19 protein-coding genes and 1 riboswitch are annotated in these 22,715 nt (G+C 63.9%); of the genes, 8 read left to right on the forward strand and 11 right to left on the reverse strand.

The window, feature by feature from the left end:
- Window positions 1–130 precede the first annotated feature (130 nt).
- Both FOY51_RS02615 and FOY51_RS02620 read left to right on the forward strand, forming a co-directional pair.
- Window positions 131–991, forward strand: a complete 861-nt coding sequence (locus FOY51_RS02615; RefSeq protein WP_149428616.1) for a helix-turn-helix transcriptional regulator — start codon at window positions 131–133, stop codon at window positions 989–991.
- A 160-nt stretch (window positions 992–1,151) separates the two neighbouring features.
- Window positions 1,152–2,894 (forward strand): DUF4407 domain-containing protein, encoded by a 1,743-nt coding sequence (locus tag FOY51_RS02620; protein WP_214633046.1) that lies wholly within the window; start codon window positions 1,152–1,154, stop codon window positions 2,892–2,894.
- On the opposite strand, the gene FOY51_RS02625 is transcribed toward FOY51_RS02620, so the two are convergent.
- A complete protein-coding gene (locus FOY51_RS02625; protein WP_149428618.1) occupies window positions 2,888–3,655 on the reverse strand; it encodes a maleylpyruvate isomerase N-terminal domain-containing protein in 768 nt (255 codons plus the stop codon). The two genes, FOY51_RS02620 and FOY51_RS02625, sit on opposite strands and share 7 nt — an antisense overlap.
- A gap of 237 nt (window positions 3,656–3,892) precedes the next feature.
- On the opposite strand from FOY51_RS02625, the gene FOY51_RS02630 reads away from it, so the two are divergent.
- On the forward strand, window positions 3,893–4,840 hold the full coding sequence (locus FOY51_RS02630) for an acyl-ACP desaturase (RefSeq protein WP_149428619.1): 948 nt from the start codon (window positions 3,893–3,895) through the stop codon (window positions 4,838–4,840).
- On the opposite strand, the gene FOY51_RS02635 is transcribed toward FOY51_RS02630, so the two are convergent.
- Entirely contained in the window at window positions 4,837–5,634 is a 798-nt protein-coding gene (locus tag FOY51_RS02635; RefSeq protein ID WP_235916059.1) for an alpha/beta fold hydrolase, read from the reverse strand. The genes FOY51_RS02630 and FOY51_RS02635 overlap by 4 nt on opposite strands.
- Window positions 5,635–5,685: 51 nt before the next feature.
- Window positions 5,686–6,291 carry a TetR/AcrR family transcriptional regulator gene (locus FOY51_RS02640; RefSeq protein ID WP_149428620.1) on the reverse strand — a complete coding sequence of 202 codons (606 nt, stop codon included), beginning with the start codon at window positions 6,289–6,291 and terminating at the stop codon, window positions 5,686–5,688.
- Between the two features lie 64 nt (window positions 6,292–6,355).
- Here FOY51_RS02640 and FOY51_RS02645 point away from each other — a divergent pair, with 64 nt between their 5' ends.
- Window positions 6,356–7,198, forward strand: a complete 843-nt coding sequence (locus FOY51_RS02645) for an alpha/beta fold hydrolase (RefSeq protein WP_149428621.1) — start codon at window positions 6,356–6,358, stop codon at window positions 7,196–7,198.
- Window positions 7,199–7,223: 25 nt separating this feature from the next.
- The gene (locus FOY51_RS02650; protein WP_235916060.1) at window positions 7,224–7,913 is read left to right on the forward strand and encodes a GNAT family N-acetyltransferase; all 690 of its coding nucleotides are present in this window, start codon (window positions 7,224–7,226) and stop codon (window positions 7,911–7,913) included.
- A gap of 15 nt (window positions 7,914–7,928) precedes the next feature.
- On the opposite strand, the gene FOY51_RS02655 is transcribed toward FOY51_RS02650, so the two are convergent.
- On the reverse strand, window positions 7,929–8,891 hold the full coding sequence (locus FOY51_RS02655) for a GlxA family transcriptional regulator (protein ID WP_149428622.1): 963 nt from the start codon (window positions 8,889–8,891) through the stop codon (window positions 7,929–7,931).
- A 70-nt stretch (window positions 8,892–8,961) separates the two neighbouring features.
- Between FOY51_RS02655 and FOY51_RS02660 the strand changes: the two genes are divergently transcribed.
- Complete coding sequence (locus FOY51_RS02660; protein ID WP_235916061.1) at window positions 8,962–10,242, forward strand: MFS transporter; 1,281 nt, start codon at window positions 8,962–8,964, stop codon at window positions 10,240–10,242.
- 116 nt (window positions 10,243–10,358) lie between these two features.
- Here FOY51_RS02660 and FOY51_RS02665 read toward each other — a convergent pair whose 3' ends face one another.
- Window positions 10,359–10,817, reverse strand: coding sequence for a PaaI family thioesterase (locus tag FOY51_RS02665; protein ID WP_149428623.1), 459 nt, complete (start codon window positions 10,815–10,817; stop codon window positions 10,359–10,361).
- Window positions 10,818–10,827: 10 nt separating this feature from the next.
- The gene (locus FOY51_RS02670) at window positions 10,828–11,151 is read right to left on the reverse strand and encodes a DMT family transporter (protein WP_149428624.1); all 324 of its coding nucleotides are present in this window, start codon (window positions 11,149–11,151) and stop codon (window positions 10,828–10,830) included.
- A 14-nt stretch (window positions 11,152–11,165) separates the two neighbouring features.
- Window positions 11,166–11,230, reverse strand: a riboswitch (guanidine-III (ykkC-III) riboswitch).
- A gap of 54 nt (window positions 11,231–11,284) precedes the next feature.
- On the opposite strand from FOY51_RS02670, the gene FOY51_RS02675 reads away from it, so the two are divergent.
- Window positions 11,285–12,535, forward strand: coding sequence for a M20 family metallopeptidase (locus tag FOY51_RS02675; RefSeq protein ID WP_149428625.1), 1,251 nt, complete (start codon window positions 11,285–11,287; stop codon window positions 12,533–12,535).
- Window positions 12,536–12,539: 4 nt separating this feature from the next.
- Entirely contained in the window at window positions 12,540–12,890 is a 351-nt protein-coding gene (locus FOY51_RS02680) for a cupin domain-containing protein (protein WP_149428626.1), read from the forward strand.
- A 7-nt stretch (window positions 12,891–12,897) separates the two neighbouring features.
- Here FOY51_RS02680 and FOY51_RS02685 read toward each other — a convergent pair whose 3' ends face one another.
- From FOY51_RS02685 to FOY51_RS02705, 5 genes are read right to left on the reverse strand one after another with little or no spacing between them, the layout of a single operon-like run.
- Complete coding sequence (locus FOY51_RS02685) at window positions 12,898–15,921, reverse strand: non-ribosomal peptide synthetase (protein ID WP_149428627.1); 3,024 nt, start codon at window positions 15,919–15,921, stop codon at window positions 12,898–12,900.
- The gene (locus FOY51_RS02690) at window positions 15,918–18,533 is read right to left on the reverse strand and encodes a beta-ketoacyl synthase N-terminal-like domain-containing protein (protein ID WP_149428628.1); all 2,616 of its coding nucleotides are present in this window, start codon (window positions 18,531–18,533) and stop codon (window positions 15,918–15,920) included. Before FOY51_RS02690 ends, FOY51_RS02685 begins: the two co-directional genes overlap by 4 nt.
- Window positions 18,534–18,550: 17 nt before the next feature.
- A complete protein-coding gene (locus tag FOY51_RS02695) occupies window positions 18,551–19,519 on the reverse strand; it encodes a UbiA family prenyltransferase (protein ID WP_149428629.1) in 969 nt (322 codons plus the stop codon).
- Between the two features lie 11 nt (window positions 19,520–19,530).
- On the reverse strand, window positions 19,531–20,307 hold the full coding sequence (locus FOY51_RS02700; RefSeq protein WP_149428630.1) for an MBL fold metallo-hydrolase: 777 nt from the start codon (window positions 20,305–20,307) through the stop codon (window positions 19,531–19,533).
- Entirely contained in the window at window positions 20,307–22,703 is a 2,397-nt protein-coding gene (locus tag FOY51_RS02705) for a hydroxymethylglutaryl-CoA reductase (RefSeq protein ID WP_149428631.1), read from the reverse strand. Before FOY51_RS02705 ends, FOY51_RS02700 begins: the two co-directional genes overlap by 1 nt.
- Between the last annotated feature and the right edge of the window lie 12 nt (window positions 22,704–22,715).

A 22,715-nucleotide genomic window follows, 5' to 3' on the forward strand; every position in this document is an offset into this window, starting at 1 on the left:
CTCCTTGTCAGAGAGGCGTTCGGTTACGACACCGATGGTTCGGCCGATCGCCTCACCGAGGCAGAGTGCGTTGTTCCTGGTCTTCGCAGGACCAGGCACCACGCGGGCGATTCGCGCGATACTCGGTGACATGCCCGAGACGTCCGAGCTTGCCGAGTTCTTGCGGTCACGCCGTGCACGGCTGACTCCGGAGGACGTCGGGTTGCGACCGTCGCTGGGATTGCGACGGGTGCCGGGCTTGCGGCGCGAGGAACTCGCCGCCGCCGCGGGGGTGAGCGTCGACTACTACACGCGACTCGAGCAGGGTCGCGCGTCCGGTGCGTCGGAAGCAGTGCTCGACGCGATCGCGCGGGTGCTGCAACTCGATCCGAGCGAGCGCAAGCACCTCGGCAGGCTGACGAAACCCGTTCGGCCGAAACGACTTCCACCACAGCGCGTCAGGCCCGGACTGCAGCGGGTGCTGGACTCCATGACCGACGTGCCCGCATTCGTTCTCGGCAGGCGGATGAACGTTCTGGCCTGGAACCGCCTCGCGTGCGCGATGATCACAGACTTCGCGGAGTTGGAGCCGTGGCAGGCGAACATGCCTCGGCTGGTGTTCCTGCACGACGAGAGCCGAAGCCTCTACCCCGATTGGGATGCGGTCTCCCGCGAGACCGTCGGTTATCTGCGCTGGGATGCGGGCCGCTACCCCGACGACCCGGATCTGGCCGCATTGATCGGCGAACTGTCGATCAAGAGCGACGACTTTCGTCGACTGTGGTCCGAGCACGACGTGCTGGAGAAGACGTTCGGCAAGAAGTCGATGAGCCACCCCATCATGGGCGACGTGGAATTCGGGTACGAGACGTTCACCATGCCTGGCGATCCCGATCAGACGTTGTGCATCTACACGGTGGAAGCCGGGTCCACGTCGGAGTCCGCCCTGCGGCTGTTGAGTAGCTGGCAGGCCGATCCGCTGCCCGAGAACAGCCGCGACCTGCACCGATAGCAGAGTGCTAGCTATTGCAAGCGGTTGTGAACTTGTTCACAAGGTCTGTGGATGTTTCAGATTCGAGCCTGTGATCTGGCACCCTCTATGAAACGCTGGAAAGGACAGTTGGAGTCCCATGAGCGCTCATAAGAAGCACAGGAAACCCGACGCAGACACAATGACGCCAGGTAAGGCCCTGGCATGGCTCGGCGGTGGTCAGGCATCACCCGGTAGTTCGTCGCAGGATCGGTCGGCCTATCAGGTCGCAGGATTGGTGGTCGTACTCGGCGGATTGCTCGCCTGGGTCATCGCCACCGTTGCCATCGCTGCGGCGACCTCGCTGCCGGTCGTCGCGATTGCGCCGTTCACCGTGGTCTTCGGCTTGTTCGCGGGCGCTCTGTCGCGTGCGATCGCCAGTAGTCGGCATCCGAGCCGACGCGGACTGGTCGGACGTGGGGCTATAGCCCTCTTCGTCGGCCTCGTCATCGGCGAGCTCGCTGCCACTGTGCTGTTCTCCGGCGCAATCGACCGGTCGCTGGATCGGCAAGCCGCCGATCAGGCCGCGGCGTCTCCTGCCGTCGTACAGGCGGGTCAGCGCCTCGATCAGGCGCGCGGCGATCGCGCTCGCCTCGACGATTCTGTCCGTGACGCGCGCACCCACGTCGACGACGCACTGGTGACCGCCCGCTGCGAATACAACCCGAACCCCAACTGCCCGCCGCAGAAGATCACCGGCGATCCGGGCACCGGACCCGAAGCGCGCAACGCCAACGACATGCTCGCGGGCGCCCAGCGCGAGCTGGACCTGACCACGGCAACGCGGGACAGCCAGGCACCCGGCCTCGACGCGGAGATCCGGCAGAACGAGACCGCCCTCGCGTCCGCGCAGGCCGCAGCCCCCACCGACGTCGATCGTGGCCTCGGTGCCCGCTGGACCGCGATGCACGACTACACCACCGGCAACGCGGGCGCGATGCTCTTGCGGTTGCTCACCATCGCGTTCTTCGCGCTGCTCAGCCTGTTGCCGTTGCTGCTGAAGCTGTGGCGCGGTGAAACCCATCAGGACCGGCACGACGCAGCGCAGACCGTGCGCGATCGCGCCGAGCAGGAGTCCGAGACCGCGATAGCCGTCAAGCGCGCACAGGTGCGGGCCGAGGCCGAGAACCTGTGGGCGGAACAGCAATTGGCCAAGGCGCGGCTCGCTGCCGAGGCGCAGACGGAGATCGACCGCGAGGAACAGCGTCGACGCGTCATCGCCGCCCAGGGCGGCTTGCCGACAGCCACGAGCCATCGGCTGCCGATCGCCGAATCCGTTGCGCGGGAACTGAATGCGGCCCCGAAGAAGAAGGCAGCCCCGATTGCGGCCGAGGCCCCGACCAACGAGGTCGAGGTCAGCGAAACCAAAAACCTTCCCGCAACGCTGGAGCAGGCCGACGCGCCTGCCCGCAGGAGCGGCCCGTTGGGGATATTGCCTGCAGGGCTGCATGTGCCGAACTCCATCCCGGACCTCACCAATCAGGTGACCGGACTGGTCAAGCCGTTCGTGCCGTCGGTGGTGTCGAAGACGATCGGCAGCGTGTCGCCCTTCCGGTCGGCCCGCACGTTGATCGAAGAGTTCGACGAGGTCCATTTCTCCTTCACCCGACGCCGCAAGGTCAGCTACGACGAGCAGCAGAGCGGCCCTTCGGCCACCACCGATGATCAGCAGGTCGTCGGCGAGTCTCCGCAACCGTCGCTTCGCAAGATCACGACGACACGGCTCGGTTCGGAACCGCGCGAGTACGCAGAGATCGACACGTCGTGGAGTACCGGCTCCCTACCGGCAGCTGACGACGACCTGACCCCGCGGATCTCCGGTCGCCATCATCGCGAGGAACTGGCACCGCGACCGGGTCCGCGCGAACTGCCACCGGGTCAGTAGCCCGCCAACAGCTGCCGCACTCGATCGGCCGCGACCCGGTCGGCTCCGATCACCAGTCGGGTCGCGGGTTGCGGCGTGCGCCCCCAGCACATCAGCAAACGGGCGGCTTGATCAGCGACGATGTCCGGCTCGCCCGCGCTGGGCACCAGCGACAGCGCAGGTGTGCCGCCGCCGTCCACGTCGACCAGCAAGTCGGGGTGGCCAGGGCTGGCGACGCGGCCGTGCCACGACGACGGTGTCTCGCCGGTCAGACCGCGCGCGGTCATCGGCTTCGCCCCGATCGCGCTGACGGCGTGCTCGAGCAACTCGTATTGGCCGAGCAATTCGGTGCTTGTCGCGTCGTCGCCCGCCATGTCCCAGCGATGCAGTGCGCATTCGCTGCGCAAGTGGGTCAGAAACGACGACGCCCGCATCTGCCTGCCAGTCCAGCGCATCGTGGCATTCGGCTCGCGATCGAGTACAGACGCCAGCTTGTCGCGAAAGTCGGCTTCGTGCCCGTTCAACGAATCGAGCAAATCCTGATGCGGGAGTTTCACGAATTCGGCTTCCCGTTCGGCAAATCCGCGGGTGTCCATCAGGGGTGCATGCGCCAGGTAGGCATCGAGATGGCGGTTCACTTCTTCGAAGCACCCCGCCAGGTGCGCAACGAGGTCGTGCACCGTCCATGCATCACATGCGGTCGCTGCTGCTGCAGGTAGACCGCACAGCGTCTGCAGAAATGCGTCGAATTCCGTCGATCGTTCGATTGCGTGCTGAGCCATGACACCACGCTATGGCCGACAAACTTCTGTCGCGGCGGAAGCTTCTCGGACATAACAGTCGCCAAGTATGGGTTCTCTGTGAATTAGCGGTGAACTGTCCAGAATCTCGCTGTGGACGGTGAGTCGGATCACGAATTCGGATACGCTCTGCGTCGTTCCAGCGTTCACGGATCGGGATGCGACATGCCCGAAGCGGGCCGGGTGCCGATAATTGCCGAGTACAAGGGGTAAATGCAGATGACGAAAGAGCTGACACAGCTGGAGCTTCTCACCGAGCTGCAGCCGGTTGCCGGTGAGAACGTCGATCGCCACATCTCCATGGCAAAGGAATGGCACCCGCACGATTACGTCCCCTGGGACGACGGTCGCAACTTCGCAGCAATGGGTGGCGACGACTGGGAGCCCGAGCAGTCCAAGCTGGGTGAGGTCGCCAAGGCGGCGATGATCACCAACCTGCTCACCGAAGACAACCTGCCGTCGTACCACCGCGGCATTGCGGAGAACTTCTCCATGGACGGCGCCTGGGGCACCTGGGTCGGCCGGTGGACCGCCGAGGAGAACCGGCACGGCATCGTGCTCCGCGACTACCTGGTCGTGACGCGCGCGGTCGATCCCGTCGCACTCGAACAGGCCCGCATGATCCACATGACCAACGGCGTGGACGCGCCCGAAGAGTGGGGCACCAGCTTTCTGCACTCCGTTGCCTACGTGACCTTCCAGGAACTTGCGACTCGGGTTTCGCATCGCAACACCGGACGCGCGTGCAACGAGCCGGTGGCCGATCGGATGTTGCAGCGGATCGCCGCCGACGAGAATCTGCACATGATCTTCTACCGCAACATGTGTGCCGCCGCGATGGACTTGGCGCCGGATCAGACTCTGGCAGCGATCAACTCGGTGCTGCAGAACTTCCAGATGCCTGGATTCGGCATGCCCAATTTCCGCCGCAACGGCGTGCTGATGGCCAAGCATGGCATCTACGATCCGCGTCAGCACCTCGATGACGTCGTGTGGCCGGTGCTGCGCAAATGGAACATCTTCGAGCGCAACGACCTGACCGCCGCGGGCGAGAACACGCGTGAAGACCTCGCTAGCTTCCTCGAGGATCTCGAGAAGCAGGCGCGCAAGTTCGAGGAGCAGCGCGATCGGTTGCTGGCCCGCGAAGCGGCGCGCGCGAGCGCTTAGGTCTGCACTCCTGCAAGGAAATTCAGCAGCAATTCGTTCACCGGCTCGGAGTGGGTCACGTTGACAGCGTGACTCGCACCCTCGATCGTGTGCGCCTCGGCGGGGCCGCCCAATTGTGTTTGCAGCGCAGTCATGTCCTCGTCGGTGATCGCTTGATCCTGCGCTCCGCGAATAAGAATTGCGGGACAGGTGATTTCGCCGACTCGATCGGTGATCGACTCGCGATCGACGAGTGTGTTCGCCGCTTGCGTGATGAGTTTCCGATTACCGTGCCGCCACTTGTCGAGCCACGGCGCCCGGTCGGCATCGGTTCCGCCGATCATCTGCGCCCCAAGCGTTTTCGCGATCGGCTCGATGGGTCCGTCGCCGATCCAGGCGTCGGTCAATCCGCGATAGCTTTCCCGTTGCGCGACGTTGTACGCCTCGGCGACAGTGCAGATCAGAATCAGCGCGCGCACTCGATCGGGCTGCAGCAGCGCCATTCGAAGCGCGGTGAATCCACCCTGCGACATACCGCCGACAACGGCCTCGCCGATGCCCAGGTGGTCGAGTACGGCCCAGGAGTCGCCGGCCGAATCCCAGTAGCTGAACGGCTCTCCCGCGTCCTCGGTACGGCCGTGGCCGCGCGCGTCCACCGTGATCAATCGGTACTTCGGCGAGAGGGCCTGCGCCTGCGCGTCGAACATGTCGCTGTCCAGTAGGAAACCGTGGCCGAGCAACACCGCGGGGCCGTCACCGCCGGTGTCGGTGTAATGGATTCGAGCGTTGTCGGTTTCCAGATAGGCGTCGGTCACCTCGCGATGGTAAGCACGAAGACGAACATGCGCGCGAGTTCTACACACTCGTCAAGGCGTAGTCAGCGCCTGCAGGAACCGAGTTGTGATCGCGTACATCTCTTTTCGGGCGGCCTCGGCGTCGTCAGCCCGCGCCACGTAGAGCGCGGCTTCGTCGACCATCGCGCCGATCACGTGCGCCAGTGGGCGAATGGGTTGCTCTGGAATCAAGCCTTCGGCCATCGCCCCGGTCAGTAGGCCCTCGATCAGGCCGAGACCGTATTTGAGCCCGGATTCGCGCCAGCGTTCCCAGCCGAGCACGGACGGCGCTTCGATCAGCACGATGCGATGCACTTCGGGCTCGGCACAGACGTCCAGCCACGCGTGCGCACCGATCTCCATGGCGTCGAGCGGACCGGTGATGTCCGCTTCCCCGACGATCTGGCCGATCCGCTCGATCACGGACTCTTCGACGTCTTCGAAGACCGCGGCGAACAGCTCCGTCTTGTCGGCGAACTGGTGGTAGAGCGCACCCCTGCTGACGCCGGCTTCCTTGCCGATCGTCTGGGTGCCGACCCCGCCGAAACCATGTTCGGTGAACAGCCTTCTACCGGCCGCGACCAACGCGGCCCGGGTATCGGCCGAGCGTTCGGCTTGGGTACGACGGTTGACTTCCATACATCCTGTTTGTAAGTTACGTACACGGTGTTTGTAAATAATCTCAGCAGAGACGGGGTCAACGATGCCAGACGTCAGACTGAATCAAGGAACCATTCGCTACCGCGCCGTCGGGCCTGATGCGCCCGGTACACCGACAGTCGTGTTCGTCCACGGCCTGCTGGTCGACGGTCGGCTGTGGGACGGCGTAGCCGATCGGCTCGCAGCGCAGGGTGTTCGATGCATCCAGCCCAACCTGCCGCTGGGTGCACACGAACTTCCGATGGACCCGGGCACCGATTTCTCCTTCCCCGCCATGGCGAAGCTGGTCAACGAATTCATCGATGCGCTCAAGCTGTCCGACGTGACCCTGGTCGGCAACGACAGCGGTGGTGCCATCTGCCAATTCCTCATCGATACCGACCACTCGCGCATCGGGCGGCTTGTACTCACCAACTGCGACGCCTACACCAATTTCCCGCCGTATCCGTTCAACGTGCTGGTGAAGGTCGCCAGGCACCAGGCAGCGATCGGCCCGCTGATGGCGAGCATGCGGTCCAAGCGCCTCCGCCATTCCGACCTGGGCGTCGGCTTGCTTGCCAACCACCTGGACGACGATCTCGTGGTGTCCTGGATGCAACCCACCATGAGCGGCGACAAGGCAATTCGTCGCGACACCGCGCTGTTCTGTGCGGAGTTCGATCCGGCAGAACTGGATGCCGTCTCGACTCGCCTCGGCCGCTTCGACAAGCCCGTCAAGATCATTTGGGGTCAGGCCGATCGGTGCTTCAAGCCGGAATACGGTCGACGCCTCGCGAAGGTGTTCCCCAACGCGAGCCTCACCGAAGTGCCGAACGCCAAGACCTTTGTCGCACTGGACAATCCAGGAGCCGTCGCCGACGGGATCATGGAACTCGTTTCGGTGTAGCGCAAGTTCGGGCAGACTGCACCGTGTGACACGCGCCATCGACGATCCCGATCGTTTCGAGCCACGCCCCGATCCGCGACCGACGGATCGGGCGTGGCCGGAGATGACTTGGCCGGTTCCGCGGGAAGTCGCCCTGCTGGGCGCCACCGTCGACCTGACCCCGGTCGACCCGAAAGCCGATGCCGTCGACTTGTTTTCGGCGCTGAATCACGATCGGGTGTGGGCGCACGTACCGGGTCGGCCCACGGACCCCGAGCATTTCGAAACGGCGCTGCGAGCGATGTGCGCACGACCGGGCTGGCAGCCGTGGACGATTCGGACCACCGCCCGCCGTGGCGATCTGCCAGCCGGATCGGCAATCGGCACCACGTCTTACCTCGATGTGTCGAGCCACGATGCGCGCGTCGAAATCGGGAGCACCCTCTACACACCCGCGGTGTGGGGCACGTCCGTCAATCCGGAGGTCAAGTTGGTGCTGCTGCGCTACGCGTTCGAGGTCTTGCACGCCGGACGGGTCCAGTTGAAGACCGACGTCCGGAACAAGCGCTCACAACAAGCGATCTCACGATTGGGCGCCCAGTACGAGGGAACCATGCGACGCCATTTCCGCCGCCCCGACGGCACAGTCCGCGACAGCGTCTTGTTCTCGATCATCGCCGAAGACTGGCCGGTGGTGGAGCAGCGGTTGCTGGCGCGGCTGGCGGCCGCCACTTAACCGCGCGCAATCGTTCTACACCCCCTGGAAAGTCTTCCGATAGCGCAGGGGCGACATCCCGACGCTGCGCCGAATATGCTGCCGCAGACTGGCTCCCGTGCCGAGGCCGGCCTGACGGGCGACCTCGTCGATCGGCAGATCGCCCGACTCCAGTAGATGTCGCGCTCGCTCGATCCGCTGCTCCAGCACCCACGCCCCCGGCGAGCGGCCGGTCTGCTCGGTGAAGCGACGATTGAAGGTTCGGACACTCATGTTCGAGATCCGTGACAGCTGTTCGACGTTGATCGCATCGTGCAGATTCTCCAACGCCCACTCGCGCGCGCGAGCTGTCGAATCGTTGGCGGCCTGCGGAACCGGTCGTTGGATGAACTGGGCCTGCCCGCCCTCACGCCACGGCGGAACGACGCAGTACTTGGCGGCATCGTTCGCCACCGCGGCACCGTGATCGCGCCGAATTATGTGCAGGCACAAGTCGATTCCCGCAGCGAGGCCTGCCGAGCTGAGCACGTCCCCGTCGTCGACGAACAGCACTTCCTCGTCGAGACGCACCTTCGGGAACAGCGTCCTGAACTCGGCGGCATAGCGCCAGTGTGTCGTCGCAGGCCGGTCGTCGAGCAGTCCGGCCGCAGCGAGAACGAAGGCACCGGTGCAAATCGACACCATTCGAGTGCCGGGCCTGATCCGCGACAGCGCAGCAGCGACATCGTCCGGCAATGATCCGTCCGTTCGCGTCCGAGCGGACTTGGTCCCCGGAACGATCACGGTGTCCGCGGTCTCCAACGCCTCCGGTCCCGCCATGGGCACGATCGCGTACCCCGTAGTCGTGGCGACCGGATCGGTGGACAGCCCACAGAGCGTCACGTCGTACAACTCGTCGCCGTCCGGCCCCAACGCGGTTCCGAAGATCAGCGGCGGAATGGACGCGTCGAATCCGACGATCGGCTCGATCAGCAGCACGACAACCTGGTGACGCTTCATGGCAGAATTCTTTCATATATAGGCAGTCCTGCCAATGGTGCATGCATCCTCTTCGTAGGACAGTTCAGTGGTGAACAAACGCCTCGCTGTGCCGCACTGGGCCTGGATCATTGCGGCCGTCACCTTCGTCGCCATGTTGGGCGCCGCCGGCTTCCGGTCGGTGCCCAGCGTCATGATGGATCCGCTGCACAACGAGTTCGGCTGGTCGCACGCCACGATCGGCGCGGCGATGTCGGTGAACATGACGCTGTTCGGCCTCACCTCGCCGTTCGCAGCCGCACTGATGGACAAGCTCGGCATCAGGCCGGTCATGTCCGGAGCGCTGCTGCTCATCTCCGGTGGCACCGCCCTGAGTGTCTTCATGACGCACAGCTGGCAACTGGTGTTGTTGTGGGGCGTGTGCGTCGGCATGGGGACCGGCTCCATGTCGATGGCACTGGTCGCGACGGTGGCGAACAGGTGGTTCGTCGGACGCCGTGGGCTGATCACCGGCATCCTCACCGCAGCCAATGCGACGGGGCAGCTGATCTTCCTTCCCGTGGTTGCCGCCATCACGACCAGTCATGGTTGGCGAGTCGCATCTTTGGTGGTCGCAGCGGCATCGCTGGCGGTGGTGCCGTTGGTGCTCCTATTCATGCGAAACCACCCGCACGACAGGGGCATTCGCGCCTTCGGCGCAACCGACGAGGACCCCGGCCCACCACCGTCGACGCGCACCGGAAGCAGCGCGCGGGCCGCCGTCGACGCCCTGCTCGTGGGCCTGCGGACCCCCGTCTTCTGGTTGCTCGCAGGCAGCTTCGCCATCTGCGGTGCCACCACCAACGGGCTGATCGGCACGCACTTCATCCCCGCGGCCCATGATCACGGCATGCCCGTCACCACGGCGGCGAGCATGCTGGCAGTGGTCGGCGTGTTCGACGTCGCCGGAACCATCCTGTCCGGCTGGTTCACCGATCGCGTCGATCCGCGGATGTTGCTGGTGGTCTACTACCTGGGCCGCGGCGCATCCCTGCTGGTGCTCCCGTCGTTGCTCACTGACAGCGCGAAACCCAGCATGTGGGTATTCATCCTGTTCTACGGCTTGGACTGGGTTGCGACGGTGCCGCCGACGGTTGCGCTGTGCCGCATCTTCTTCGGCGACCGCTCGCCGATCGTGTTCGGCTGGGTGTTCGCGTCGCATCAGATCGGCGCCGCGATCGCCGCCGCAGGCGCCGGATATCTCCGTGACGCCAACGGCAACTACGACATGGCGTTCTGGATTGCGTCCGCGCTCTGTGTCTTTGCCGCCGGCATGTGCGTCAGCATTCGGATCCCGGCGCGCTCTGCGCCCGAGCCGGTCCCGGTCGGATGAAACAGATGTGCCCGGCCGAGAACTCATCGGTCGGGCACATCCGTTGGCCGGGTTGGTCGCAAGCTGTCCCGACACTTACTTGGACGCCGCAAAGCCCGGTTCGGTTCCATCGAAAATCAGCTGGGCAATACGCGCAGCTGGTAGGTCCCATGGGTGGTAGCAACGGTGACCCCGTTCGCGTCGGTGACAACGGCATCGAGGAAGAATTCGGCCTTGCCGTTCTCCTTGGCATCAGCGGTCGCCTTGTCGATGGTGGCGTCGTCGAGGCTCACCTCCGCCCGCACATCGGTGGTTGCGGGACGCCGAAACGAAATCTGGAGATCCTTGACCAGCGGAAAATACTTCGACGAGTCGAACGTCGACGTGGCGATGACACCACCCAGCACCTCCGCGACACTGAACAGGATGCCTGCATACATCGCACCGAAGTGGTTGCTGTTGCCCTCGATCGGAACGCTCGATGCGGCGAAACCGCGACGTGCCTCGACCGCCTTGACCCCCATCTTCCCCAGGGCCGGAATAACGGTCGCCATCATGTGATTGATCGCGTCAACGGTGTCGCCTGATTCGCTCATGATCGGCACTCTAATGACCGGCGTCGACCAACTTCAGACCGACCACGCACCCGACCAGACCCACGATCAGCGCCACCTTGAACAACGACGCCGACTCGCCGCCGAACACCATCGCGTAGGCAACAGTGAGGGACGCCCCGATCCCCACCCACACCGCGTAGGCGGTACCGGTCGGGATGTCGCGCATGGCAATCGCAAGTCCAGCCATGCTGAGGAGGAGCGCAACTCCGAAGACCAACGACGGCAACAGTTTCGAGAACCCCTCGGACTTTCCGAGCGCCGTCGCCCAGACAGCTTCCAGGACACCGGATACGACCAAAATCAACCACGCCACGACAATTCACCTCTGCTGGCCAGTCTTGTCGCAGTCCGGGTACTGATCCGTCGTCCGGGGGCACCGAGCGGGCCCTGTCTCCCAGCATACCCGGGCGTACGGTTGGGAGCGGAAACCAACTCGGGAGGTATGTGTGTCCACATCGGCCGTGCTTGCAGGTTTGGCGGCGGTACGCGAATGGCAAGAGCCGCTGTACAAGGACTTACACAGCAATCCCGAACTGTCCCACCAAGAGCAGCGCACCGCAGGCATCGTCGCCGATCGGTTGAAGGATTGCGGGTTCGACGTCGAAGTAGGTATCGGCGGCACCGGCGTGGCCGGTGTGCTGAAATCCGGCACAGGGCCCACGGTTCTGCTACGAGCCGACATGGACGCGCTACCGGTCAAGGAAGCCACCGGTCTTCCCTACGCCAGTGCCGCCGTTGCGACCGACGCCGATGGCAACGAGGTCCCCGTGATGCACGCGTGCGGCCACGACACCCATGTCACCTGCCTCCTCGGCGCAGCCCAGCTGATGGCCGACAGCCGCGCTGAATGGAGCGGCACGTTGATCGCGCTGTTTCAACCCGCCGAGGAGACCGCGGACGGTGCACGGGGCATGGTCGACGACAAGCTGACCGAGAGGATTCCCAAACCCGATATCGCTTTGGGACAACACGTTCTGGCTGCACCCGCGGGAACCGTCGCAACCCGGTCCGGTCCGGTCTTCTCCGCCGCCGACAGTATGAAGATCACAGTGTTCGGTCGTGGTGGCCACGGTTCGATGCCGCAGACGACAGTCGATCCGGTTGTTCTTGCCGCCATGATCGTGATTCGACTGCAGACCGTCGTCTCGCGCGAGGTCGCACCGGGCGAGACCGCGGTGGTCACCGTGGGCAGCATCCATGCCGGCTCGAAGAGCAATGTCATCTCCGACAGCGCCGAACTGAGGCTGAACATCCGAACCTTCGACGAAGCAACACGTTCGACGATCCTCGCCGCGATCGAACGCATCGTGACAGCGGAATGTCGCGCATCGGACTCCCCGAAGGACCCTGAGTTCGAACTCTACGATCGGTATCCGTTGACCGACAACGACTCCGACACAACCGCCAAGCTCGCGAGCGCCTTCGAAGATTTCTTCGGCGAACACGCTGTCGAACTGCCGCAGGTATCAGCGAGCGAAGATTTCGGCGACATCCCCAACGCCTTCGGAATCCCGTACAGCTACTGGGCTTTCGGCGGTATCGATCCGAAAACCTATGCGGCAGCGTCGGACAGAGGTCGCGTCTCGCAAGACATCCCGGGCAACCACTCACCGCTGTTCGCGCCGGTCATCCAGCCGACCCTCGACACCGGAACGCAAGCCCTGGTCGTGGCCGCGTTGGCATACCTGGGAAGCTGAGCGAATGGACACTCCGCTCACCGACGAAACCCCGATGACCCGGGAAGTGGTACTCGACGCATCGATCGCGACGGCAGCGCCGGTCCAGCGAGTCGAGACACGACGAATCCGGATGCGCGCCGGCCTGGCAGCGGGCGCGCACGTTCACAACGGACCCGTTGTCGGCAACGTCCTCGCAGGCCGAGTCCTGTTCCAGGTCGAGGGACAGGAGTCGACCATCCTGTCACCGGGCGATGTGTTCTACGAGCCCGCCGACGTCGTCATCAGCCATTTCGATGCGCTCGACGAGGACGTCACGTTCCTCGCATATTTCCCGCTGACAGAAGGCCAGTCGGTCGAGTTGCACATGGTGTAGTCGCCGATCAGCTGATCTCGTCGAGGAACTCCGACAGCGAATCGGGAGTGCAGTATTCGAAGAGGTCGACAACATCGAAGTCGGTGATGCCGAGGCGCGATCGGATCTCCTCGCGGACACGGAGCAACAAGACCGACGATCCGCCTGCCTCGAAGAATCGCGTCGAGCCGTCGAAGTCGTCGTTGCCCAACACATCACGCCAGATCTGATCGACCGCCTCGCTGATCGACGTGTGCTCCGCAGCAACCTGACGCTCGGCGGGGGTGTCGTCGGCTCGATTCCGGTACAGCTCGGCCAAGGCATCCGTGTCCGCCTTGCCGTTGGTGTTCACCGGAATCCGCTGCAGCGCAATGCAGTGATCGGGCTCCAGATAGCGCGGAAGCCAATCGTGCAACGACGATCGCAATCGGTCGAGCGAACCCGTCGGCTTCAGCACGACGAAGCAGACCAACTCGGTTGCAAGGCCCGCGCCGAACACCATGGCGCACACCTTGTCGACCTCACCGGTCTTGCGCAGTGCACTCTCGATCTCGCCCAGTTCGCAGCGATGCCCGCGCACCTTCACCTGGGAATCGAACCTGCCGAGGACGACGAACTGCCCGTCGGTCGCCAGATACCCGCGATCCCCCGACAGATACGACCGGACACCGTCGATCATCACGACCTTCTCGGCTGTCAGTGCTTCCCGGTGGATGTATCCGTCCATCAGAGCAGGCCCGGCTATCACCAACTCTCCGGGTACTCCGCGCGGAACTGTCCGATGTTCGCGATCAACCACCCACATCGTGGTGTCGGACAACGGAATTCCGATCACCGACTCGTCGGGAATCGCGGCAGCATCCGACGGCAGCCGATAGTGCGTGTGGTACATCGATGTCTCGGTGATGCCGTAACAGTTGATCAGCGCAACATCGGGTCGTGCATCGACGAACGCCGAGAGCGACTGCAGTTCCAACCGCTCACCACAGAGCACCACCGACTTCAGCCGTGGGCACGCGCCGTCCAACAACAGCGGCTGCAGCATCGTGAATGCCGACGGCGTCTGCGAGATGACGTCGATCTCGTTGTCCACCAAGTAATCCCGCAGTCGCTGCGGATCCTTCTTGATCTCGGCGGTCGGGATGAACAGAGCCGCGCCGTTGAGCGGGGCATTGAATATCTCGACAACCGAGATGTCGAACGAGATCGAGTGCATCAGCGGCCAGCGTTGCGCTCCGAGTGCAAGATCGTTGCGAACGCTGTCGAAGAAGCGCAATGCCGAACTATGCGATATCTGAACACCTTTCGGCTCGCCAGTGGTGCCGGAGGTGAAAATCACGTACGCGATGGCATCGGCAGTCACTGCGGTACCGTCGATCTCGCCGCCGGGTGGCAACGTCCGAGGATCGATCATCCGCAAGCCGTCGACGCCGTCCCACGTGTCGTTCACACCGAGCACGTTCAACTCGCCGCAGGTCGCGACGATCTGCTGCAGTCGGCCGATGGGAGCCGTGCTGTCGATCGGCACGTATATCTTGCCCGCCTGGAGAATTCCCAGGATCGTTGCGATCAGCTCGATGGACGGCTCCAGGGACACACCGACCATGGGGCCGTCGATACCCGCTGCGATCGCTCGCGCAATCCGATCGGAAGCGTCGGCCAGCTCGCGGTAGCTCACACGCCCGACCTCGTCGACCACGGCGGTGGCGTCGGGCGAATCGCGCACCGATGCGGCAAAGGCCTCCACCAACGTTCCGGCCTGCCAGTGCTTCGTGGCGTCGATGCGAGCCGCCGTGCTACCTGTCGCCCAGTCGATACTGTCGAGCGGCACTGCACCGAGCGACGTGACGGCTTGGCGCAACACCGTCCTGAACAGCGCGGCGACGTCGGTGTCGGGAATCTGGCGAGCCAACTCGACGATGAGAACTACTTCGCCGGAATCGATTTCGACAGCCAGCGAGATCGGATACTGAATGTAGTCACGGTCGACGTTGACCGGTTCGCCTGAACGACCGTCGACCACGGGGGCCAACGGTTGCGGGTGCAAGGTGAAGCCCGCGGACGGCTGGGTGGTGTCCACCGACTCGGTGGAGAAGAACTGGCGCGCGAAGTCGGAGAACGCGAACTGCTCGAACTCGACGAGCTTTCCGACCTGGTGATCGATGCTTGTGCACAGACTCGCAAACGTCGAGTGTGCAGAAATATCGATCCGCACCGGCAACGAGTTCACCCGAACTCCGCGAGTAGCAGCGGCATTCGCGTCCGCGCGGCGGTTGGCCATGGGATTGGAGACCGCAAGATCGGTTTCGCCCGTCATGCAGGCGAGTGTGAGCCCGTACACCGCGAGCAGCACCGAGTAGCGGCGAACGCCGAGCTCACCCGCCAGTTGTTTTGCACCGTCGTATTCGTCGAACGGCATCGGCGATCTCGTGATGTCCCCGACGATGCGTCCCTTGCTGTCCCGCCGATCCCATTCGTCGATCTGCAGGCTCTCCACCCCGGCAAACGTTTCGGCGAAGTACGCGACCGCGTCGTCGAGACGATCGGATGTGTCTTCGGCCGTATCGACCGGGGACGACGTGCTGGGGCTGCGATAGTCAGGGCCTGCGTAATGCCCGGCGAAGTCCTGGGTCATGTTGTAGAAACCGCGACCGTCGGCGACGATGTGCGCACCGACGAAGACGAAGTACGCTCGCGTCCCGACGACGGCGATCTCCGAGTGATAGAGCGGAACTACCGAGAGATCGAACGGTGTATCGGCGCGCTTCTTCGTCGCAGCGTGCAATTCGTCCTGATCGACATAGTGCACGACATCGCAAGTGTGTTGCAACGGAACGAGAGTCGCCACGATGTCGCCGCGCGCATCGATGTCGAACGCCTCGCGGGCACTGTCGTACTCCGACATCGACGCCCGCACCGCATCGGCCATCCGCTGCGGATCGGTGCCCTCGGGAAGCATGCACAGCAGCGACCAGTTCATCGAGGGGTCTGCCGGACGCATCTTGGCGGCGAGGACAAATCGCCGCTGACTCGGTGTCGCGTATCGAGTCATCGTCGTTCTCCGAGGACGTCGACGAACGAGCGAGCCAGCGCAGCCAGATTCGATCGGTCGGTGAAGATCGTGTAGTGGCCGCCCGGAATATTTACGATGCGCACCGATGCCTCGGTGTATTGCTGCCAGTTCGATGCGACGTCGACGTCGATGCCCAAGGTCTCGGACTCCTTGGCGGACAGCTGTTCCTGCGCTCGGAGCAGCGTGATCGGCGCGCTGATCACACCATCCGGCCGATGGCGACCGAGCGCTCTATTATTGGCGAGCCACGTGGTGGTGAAGCGCTCGAGATCGTCGGCGGACGCGTTACGTGCGAGTTGCTCGACCTCGGTAGCCATCTGTTGCGAACCCGCGCCGAGGTTCCGAAAAGCCGACGGCGCAAAGGAATCGAACATCACGATGTTCTCCGGCGCGGGATGGCCGGCCGCCTCGAGCTGGCGGGCAATCTCGAACGCCACGTTACCGCCGAACGAGTAGCCACCGAGCAGCAGCGGTCGATCCAGCGATTCCTCGGATTCGAGGATCGAAATACATTCGGCTGCAATCTGTTCGATCGTTGCGTCCACCAACGCGGTCGCCTTGAACGCACGCATGTCGAATTCCGGGACGAGGCGGCTCAATGCCGCGTAGCCGAAGTTGGTCCCGCCCGCAGGGGGATAGAAGTAGATGCGACGTCCGCCGTCGGCGCCGAACCGCAACAGCCTTGCTGTTGCAACCACCTGCGAATCCGCCTGCGCGCTCAGAACGCCGATCATGTCACCGACTCTGGTCTTTCCGTCGAGCCCGTCGAAGTCCGGTCGAAAGCCGGCGAGATCGGAGAGCTTTCCGACGATCCCCACCAGTGCGATCGATTCGCCACCGGCGTCGAAGAAGTCCGTGTCGTCGTCGACGTCGGTGCCGAGTTCTTCGGCGACCAACGCCAGAAAATGGGAACGGACATCCCGCGGCGACGTGGCGACGTTCGACTCACGCGGTTCGGACGACTGCGCAGTCGGCGGAACACTGCAGTACGTCACGTCGAGCGGTACCGGCGGCAACCAGATTTGGTGCCCGACAGGCGAATCACTTTCAACTGCAGCATCGTCCGACGGACCGGCAAGCCGCTCGACCAACTCCGCGACAGACTCGACTCTGGCCGACCAACTGTGCGCGTGCACGGTTCTCTTGGCAACCGTCGCTGCCACATCAGCCAACGCCACATCAGGCTGATCCCGCAGGAAGCGTGCCAATCGGCTTCGATAGTCCGCCAGTGTCTTGTCGGTGCGAGCTGTCAGCGTGACGACTGCCGGAGCGCTCGACACCTGGCTCTCCAACACCACCGCTCGTCGCAGCACCGCATGCGCGTTCGTTCCGCCCATTCCGAACGAACTGACGGCCGCATACTCCGAATCTGCCGGTGACACAGGCGCGGTCGCAATGTCGAACCGAGCCTTGGTCAAGTCGATGGCGTCGTTGGGCTGGTCGTAGCTGGGCTGCGGAAAGACCTGACCGTGGCGCACCACGAGCAGGGCCTTGATCAGCCCCACAACTCCCGCGGCGACGTCGAGGTGCCCGAAGTTGGCTTTGAGCGACCCGAGGTAGCGCGGCTCGGCACGATCCATTGTCGACTTGTACGCGCGGGAGATCGCTTTGAACTCGATCGGATCACCCAGCGGAGTGCCCGTTCCGTGCGCCTCGATGTAGCCGACCCTGTCCGGCGCGATCTGCGCTCTGGCGAGTGCCTTGGTGAGCGCACGCTGTTGGCCCGATGCCGACGGTGCGCTGAAGCTCATCCGATTGGCGCCGTCGTTGTTGATCGCCGTCCCGGCCACGACTGCAAGAACGTTGTCGCCGTTGGCAATCGCGTCGTCGAGGCGACGAACCACCACTGCCCCACCGCCACTACCGCGGATCGTGCCGTTTGCCTTGGCGTCGAACGGCCGCGATTCGCCCGTCGGCGACAGAATGCCGCCGTGCTCGAACACATAGCCCTGCGCCTGCGGAATCTTGAGCGACACCGCACCGACCAGGGCGATGTCGACGTCGCCGAAGGCCAGTCCGAGGCACGCCTGGTGCAACGCCACCAACGAACTCGAGCACGCGGTCTGCACGGTGATCGCAGGCCCGGTGAACCCCAACTTGTAGGCGAGCCTGGTGCTGACGAAGTCTCGGTCGTTGCCGAGGAACGAGGGCATGTCGACGCGGGCGGTGTTCGACTCCAGTTCGGGCACAACACGATCGAGGTAGTAGCTGGATGCGGACACGCTCGTGTACGCGCCGCACACCGCCGACGATCCGTTCAGGCCTGCGGACTCCATCGCATCGTGCGCCAACGACAGCAGCAGTCGATGTTGTGGATCGGTGGCGCGCGCCTCGGCGGCCGTCATACCGAAGAAGTCGCGATCGAAGTGTTCCGCGTCCGCCAGAATCGACGCCAGCGGTATGTAGGTCTCGCTGTCGATCTCGCTCGCAGGCAGCCCGGAGGCCACCGACTCCTCGCGCGTGACGGTGTCGAAGTGCGTACCACCCGCCAGCAGATCGGTCCGAAACTCGTCGAGGTCCGCCACGCCAGGAAGCCGAACCGCGGCACCGACTATCGCAAACTCCATGTCGTCGAAATCCCTGTTGTCCAAATTCCCAGCGTACGAACTCAATTAACGACCAGCAGGGCGATCACCAGGATGATCTGCCCGATGAGCCATACTCCTGCCGACTGCTCGGCCACGGTCTTCGCGCGATACCGGTCCGGCTTGACAGCGAACCAGCCCGCCGCGCCGAGCGGCAGCAGCATCGTGATCACCAATGCGAGCGTCGCCCACCACACGTCGTAACCGAGCGAGTTCAGCAGGACGTATTCCAGCAACGTGACGAGAAACGCGAGAGCAACCAACGTCGACACCGTGCCGACCAGACCCAACGAGCGAGTCCACGACGAACTCTTCTTGGTGTAGTCGACCACAGTCTCGCGGGTGTCGTCCGGGTCCTGCGATTTCCGTGCGATCTCGAGCAGCAGCGCGCCGACGCACCACGGCGCGACCAGCCACCAGATGTCGGCGGTCAGCCATCGCCCGTCCGCACCCATCTGTGCGATCCACACAGAACCCAAGCCCCAGAACGGAACAACGGTCAATGCCAGGAGCACACGACGCGATTCGATCCAGGTGCCGACCTTCGGGTTCTTGATCTGCGCGAGCTGCACCAGGTTGTTGGTGACGATGATGATGAACCACCACATCGTGACTCGGCCGATGCCACGGTCCACGATCAGCGACGCGAGGATCGACAGCAGGAAGCAGATGATTCCCACGATCTTCAAGTGCTTCAACGTGATCAGACCGCTCTGCAGCACGCGGTCCGGGTAGTGCTTGCTGTCGTGCTCCCAATCCTTGTGATCGTCGATCGCGCGCACCATCAGGGTGTAGGCGACGAATCCGATGAAGCCGAAGAGGATCGCCCACGCGAAGTGTGGGTCTCGTCCGACCGCCGCCTGTCCGACGAGGAATGCTGCGACGAACATCGGGAACTGGCTCAGGACCTGCCAGTAGGGGAAACGCTCGTTGGAGTACGCAAGCAGTCGGAGCGGGAACGGAGATTGCGTCGTCAGTTGTTTGGTAGCCACTACTTCGATCCTTATCGAGAGGCGAGTCGGTTGAATGCGGTTCGGTCGTGCGACGAGAACACCGTGACCTCGTCACTGTGCCTGTTGTTCAGATCGATCAGGCGGCGCAGATTGCTCAATCTGGCGAAGGCGAGCTTCGGATCCGGCGCGCCGTACAGGGCATCGGCGAAAAACAGCCCGGGCAGCAGCGGATTGAACTGCAGTTCGGTGAGGAATGCGTCGCCGCAATGCAGCAGCCAACCGGTACCGGTGTCGACTGCGACCCCGACATGACCGCGGGTGTGGCCGTAGAGCGGAACGACGAGGATCTCCGGCGGCAGTCCATCGAGGTCTCGGACGGACTTGAACCCGAACCAGCGTTCGCTGCCACCGGATTCGTTGAGTTTCCATCGCGGATCGTGCGCCCACTCCTGCGCCCGGTACCGAAACCGATCGGATCTGCTGGGCTTCATCGCGGCACGAAACTCGGGCCCGTGCACGTGGACGGTGGCCCAGGGAAAGTCGGCGATGCCGCCCGCGTGGTCCAGATCCAGGTGCGTCAACACGATGTGGCGCACATCGGTGGGAGCAAAACCCAGCCTCTCGATCTGCCGAATTGCGGTCTCGTTCTCGTCGAGTGCAGGCCGCATGAGGTGGCGAGCAAAACCGAGGATGTCGTCCGGTGCACGCACACAATCGATTCCGAAGCCGCTGTCTATCAGCACCAGCGAGTCGGCGGTTTCGACAAGGAGGCAATGGTCGACGACGCCCAGCGACATGGTGCCGCAGTTGAGATGGTGAACCTCCATCAGGTGGCCTCGTTCTCGATGCGTCCCAGCGTTTGTGCTGTTGCGACGACACGTTCGATGAACGAGAGCCGGTGGACCGTGTGCGCCAACAGGTAGAGCGAGAGCCGTCGAATGACGAAGTCCGACAACGCCAGTCGGTATCCTCGCCGCCACAGTTCGGGCGTGATCTCCACGCCGGCAACCTTCGATACCGCTCGACGATGGAACTCGACGAAGTGTTCCACGGTCTCGCTCGACACATCCGGGGTGAGAACGTACGCGAGCAACTCCACCAGATCACGCTGCGGGACATGAACTGTGGTCAATTCCCAGTCGTACGCGACGAGTGACAACCCATCGATATCACCGTCGTCGTCGGAGTCGGGAGATCGACGCAGCGCGATGTTGCGTGAGTTGAAATCGTTGTGCACGAGGGTGCGCGGCATCGCTTCCAGCTCTCGCCACCACGTGCCCATGGTGGCGATCTGCTGACCGACTTCGGCAAGCCACGCCGAGTCGACCAGGTGCGGAAATTCCTGGCGATGGTGCTCGTAGAGCCCGAGCCACAGATCGGACATGTCCGCAACGCGAGCGGCGCGCGTCGGCGGTCCCAACCACTCGTTCTCCAGCAGTTCCGCCTCACGCCCGTACCAGTGGCCGTGCACTCCCGCGATTCCCGTCAGAGCTGCCTCGATATGGAAGTCGCGCCAATCCTGCGGCCGGTTCCCGGAGTCCTTGAGAATGACGCCCGTGTCGAGGCGTTCGAGCACCAGCAGAAACGCTTCTCGCTCGGGTGCCTCGTAGATCCCGTAGCACTTGGGCATGACCGCGGCCATCGGCCCGGGATCACGGTAGAGAGCGAGCTCGCGCATGTGGGTGCCGAGAAAACCGCTGACATCGCTACCGCGCGACCATGCCTCGGACAACCGGCCACCGGCGAGGGAGACCAAGCGATGCGCGGCGAGCACCACCTCGGCGTCGAGCGGCTTGGATTTGACGACCGCTTCGATCGGCTCAGACCGACCGCTCACGTGCAGGTCGAGCGGCAGAATGCCGACGAGTTTCTGCGAACTCACCCGGTGTGTGAGCTCGCTGATCACGCTGGCATCCGTGACGTTTCCGAGGATCTTCACTGTCTCCACGGTCGCGCCGGGGTCTGCCGTCGCCTCGGCAAGCAACGGCTGGAAGAACTCCGGCGTGAGGTCCAACTCGGTGAACCAATGGATCGGTCGATTGCGGCCGAGCCGCTCGTGGGCGGTGGCGAACTGACCGCCGATGACGGCGGCGATGGTCGAGATATCGAGTGCCAGCGAGTAGCCGGCGATCACCTCGGCGAGCCTGCGAGCCGTCCCGGTGCCGCCACAGCCCATCATCTTCAGGTAGTTCGCCTGCTGCGGCAGGCTGGTTCCGCCGCCCACGGTACCGATGGCAAGTGATGGCAACAGCAGCGACGCATAGATGCCGTCGCCTTCCGCTTCGATGGTGAGCAAGCCCGCGCCGGACTCGTGCACGCACGCCAAGTCCTGTCCGGTCGCGGCAAAGATCGCCGCGATGGAGTTGGCCACGTTGATGTTCGGCATCACCCCGCCGCTCATCGCGGTTCCGGTCACTCCGATGGTGAAGGCACGAACCATGTCGTCGGCGGTCACCTTGAGTACCCGCGCGAGAGTGGCTGCATCGATATGGCATTCGGCCGTCACGCGCATACCGCGACCGTTGATCAGCGACCGTTGCATGAGCTTCTTGTCGCCGCCGGCGTTGCCTTCGATGCAGAAGCTGCGCAGTGCCAGGTCCGGCACGGCTTCGATGGCTTTTTCGATCCACAGGCAGGCCCGCCAAGTGCAGGCGGTGGTCATGTTCTGACCGGATGCGTCGCCGGTCTCGTACTCGAAGAGGATGTCGACGCTGCGACCGATCTGCACCGGGCGGAGTTCGATCAGTTTTGCGTGCCGCGAGACTGTCGCGACCTCTGCGGTGATCTCACGAAAGTGGTCCTGCACCCACTGGCCGAAGCGCTGGGCGCTGACGATGTCGTCCAGATCGAATCGAGGTGCGCGGATCATTCGTTGACCCAGCACCCGGGTCACCACCCCGCCGCACCGCGAGACCGCCAGCGCACCACGCGAGACCGAGGCAACGAGCGCACCCTCGGTGGTGGCGAACGGTGCGGTGATCCAGTCGGTCGCGTACTCGCCGTCGAACAGCAGCGGCCCGGCCAATCCGACCGGAATCTCCACGCTGCCAACGAGGTTCTCGATATTGCCGACCAAGCGCGCGGGGTCGAGAGTGAATCGATCGAGAGCGGTCAGATCGTTTCCGCTCTGTTCGCGAATCCAGTGCAACCGCCGCTGGCGAGAGATCTCGCTCTCGTGCCCTCGGTCCGGGACCTTGGGGGTCTTGTCGATTGCCTGACTCATACGTCGATTCCC

Origin of the sequence: Antrihabitans cavernicola (genome assembly GCF_008297975.1) — a bacterium.
Taxonomy (GTDB): domain Bacteria; phylum Actinomycetota; class Actinomycetes; order Mycobacteriales; family Mycobacteriaceae; genus Antrihabitans; species Antrihabitans cavernicola.

Bases quoted from the DNA above. Each gene is read 5' to 3' on its own strand.
- FOY51_RS02615 (WP_149428616.1), top strand. From the start codon at position 131: ATGCCCGAGACGTCCGAGCTTGCCGAGTTCTTGCGGTCACGCCGTGCA.
- FOY51_RS02620 (WP_214633046.1), top strand. From the start codon at position 1,152: ATGACGCCAGGTAAGGCCCTGGCATGGCTCGGCGGTGGTCAGGCATCA.
- FOY51_RS02625 (WP_149428618.1), bottom strand. From the start codon at position 3,655: ATGGCTCAGCACGCAATCGAACGATCGACGGAATTCGACGCATTTCTG.
- FOY51_RS02630 (WP_149428619.1), top strand. From the start codon at position 3,893: ATGACGAAAGAGCTGACACAGCTGGAGCTTCTCACCGAGCTGCAGCCG.
- FOY51_RS02640 (WP_149428620.1), bottom strand. From the start codon at position 6,291: ATGGAAGTCAACCGTCGTACCCAAGCCGAACGCTCGGCCGATACCCGG.
- FOY51_RS02645 (WP_149428621.1), top strand. From the start codon at position 6,356: ATGCCAGACGTCAGACTGAATCAAGGAACCATTCGCTACCGCGCCGTC.
- FOY51_RS02655 (WP_149428622.1), bottom strand. From the start codon at position 8,891: ATGAAGCGTCACCAGGTTGTCGTGCTGCTGATCGAGCCGATCGTCGGA.
- FOY51_RS02665 (WP_149428623.1), bottom strand. From the start codon at position 10,817: ATGAGCGAATCAGGCGACACCGTTGACGCGATCAATCACATGATGGCG.
- FOY51_RS02680 (WP_149428626.1), top strand. From the start codon at position 12,540: ATGGACACTCCGCTCACCGACGAAACCCCGATGACCCGGGAAGTGGTA.
- FOY51_RS02685 (WP_149428627.1), bottom strand. From the start codon at position 15,921: ATGACTCGATACGCGACACCGAGTCAGCGGCGATTTGTCCTCGCCGCC.
- FOY51_RS02700 (WP_149428630.1), bottom strand. From the start codon at position 20,307: ATGGAGGTTCACCATCTCAACTGCGGCACCATGTCGCTGGGCGTCGTC.
- FOY51_RS02705 (WP_149428631.1), bottom strand. From the start codon at position 22,703: ATGAGTCAGGCAATCGACAAGACCCCCAAGGTCCCGGACCGAGGGCAC.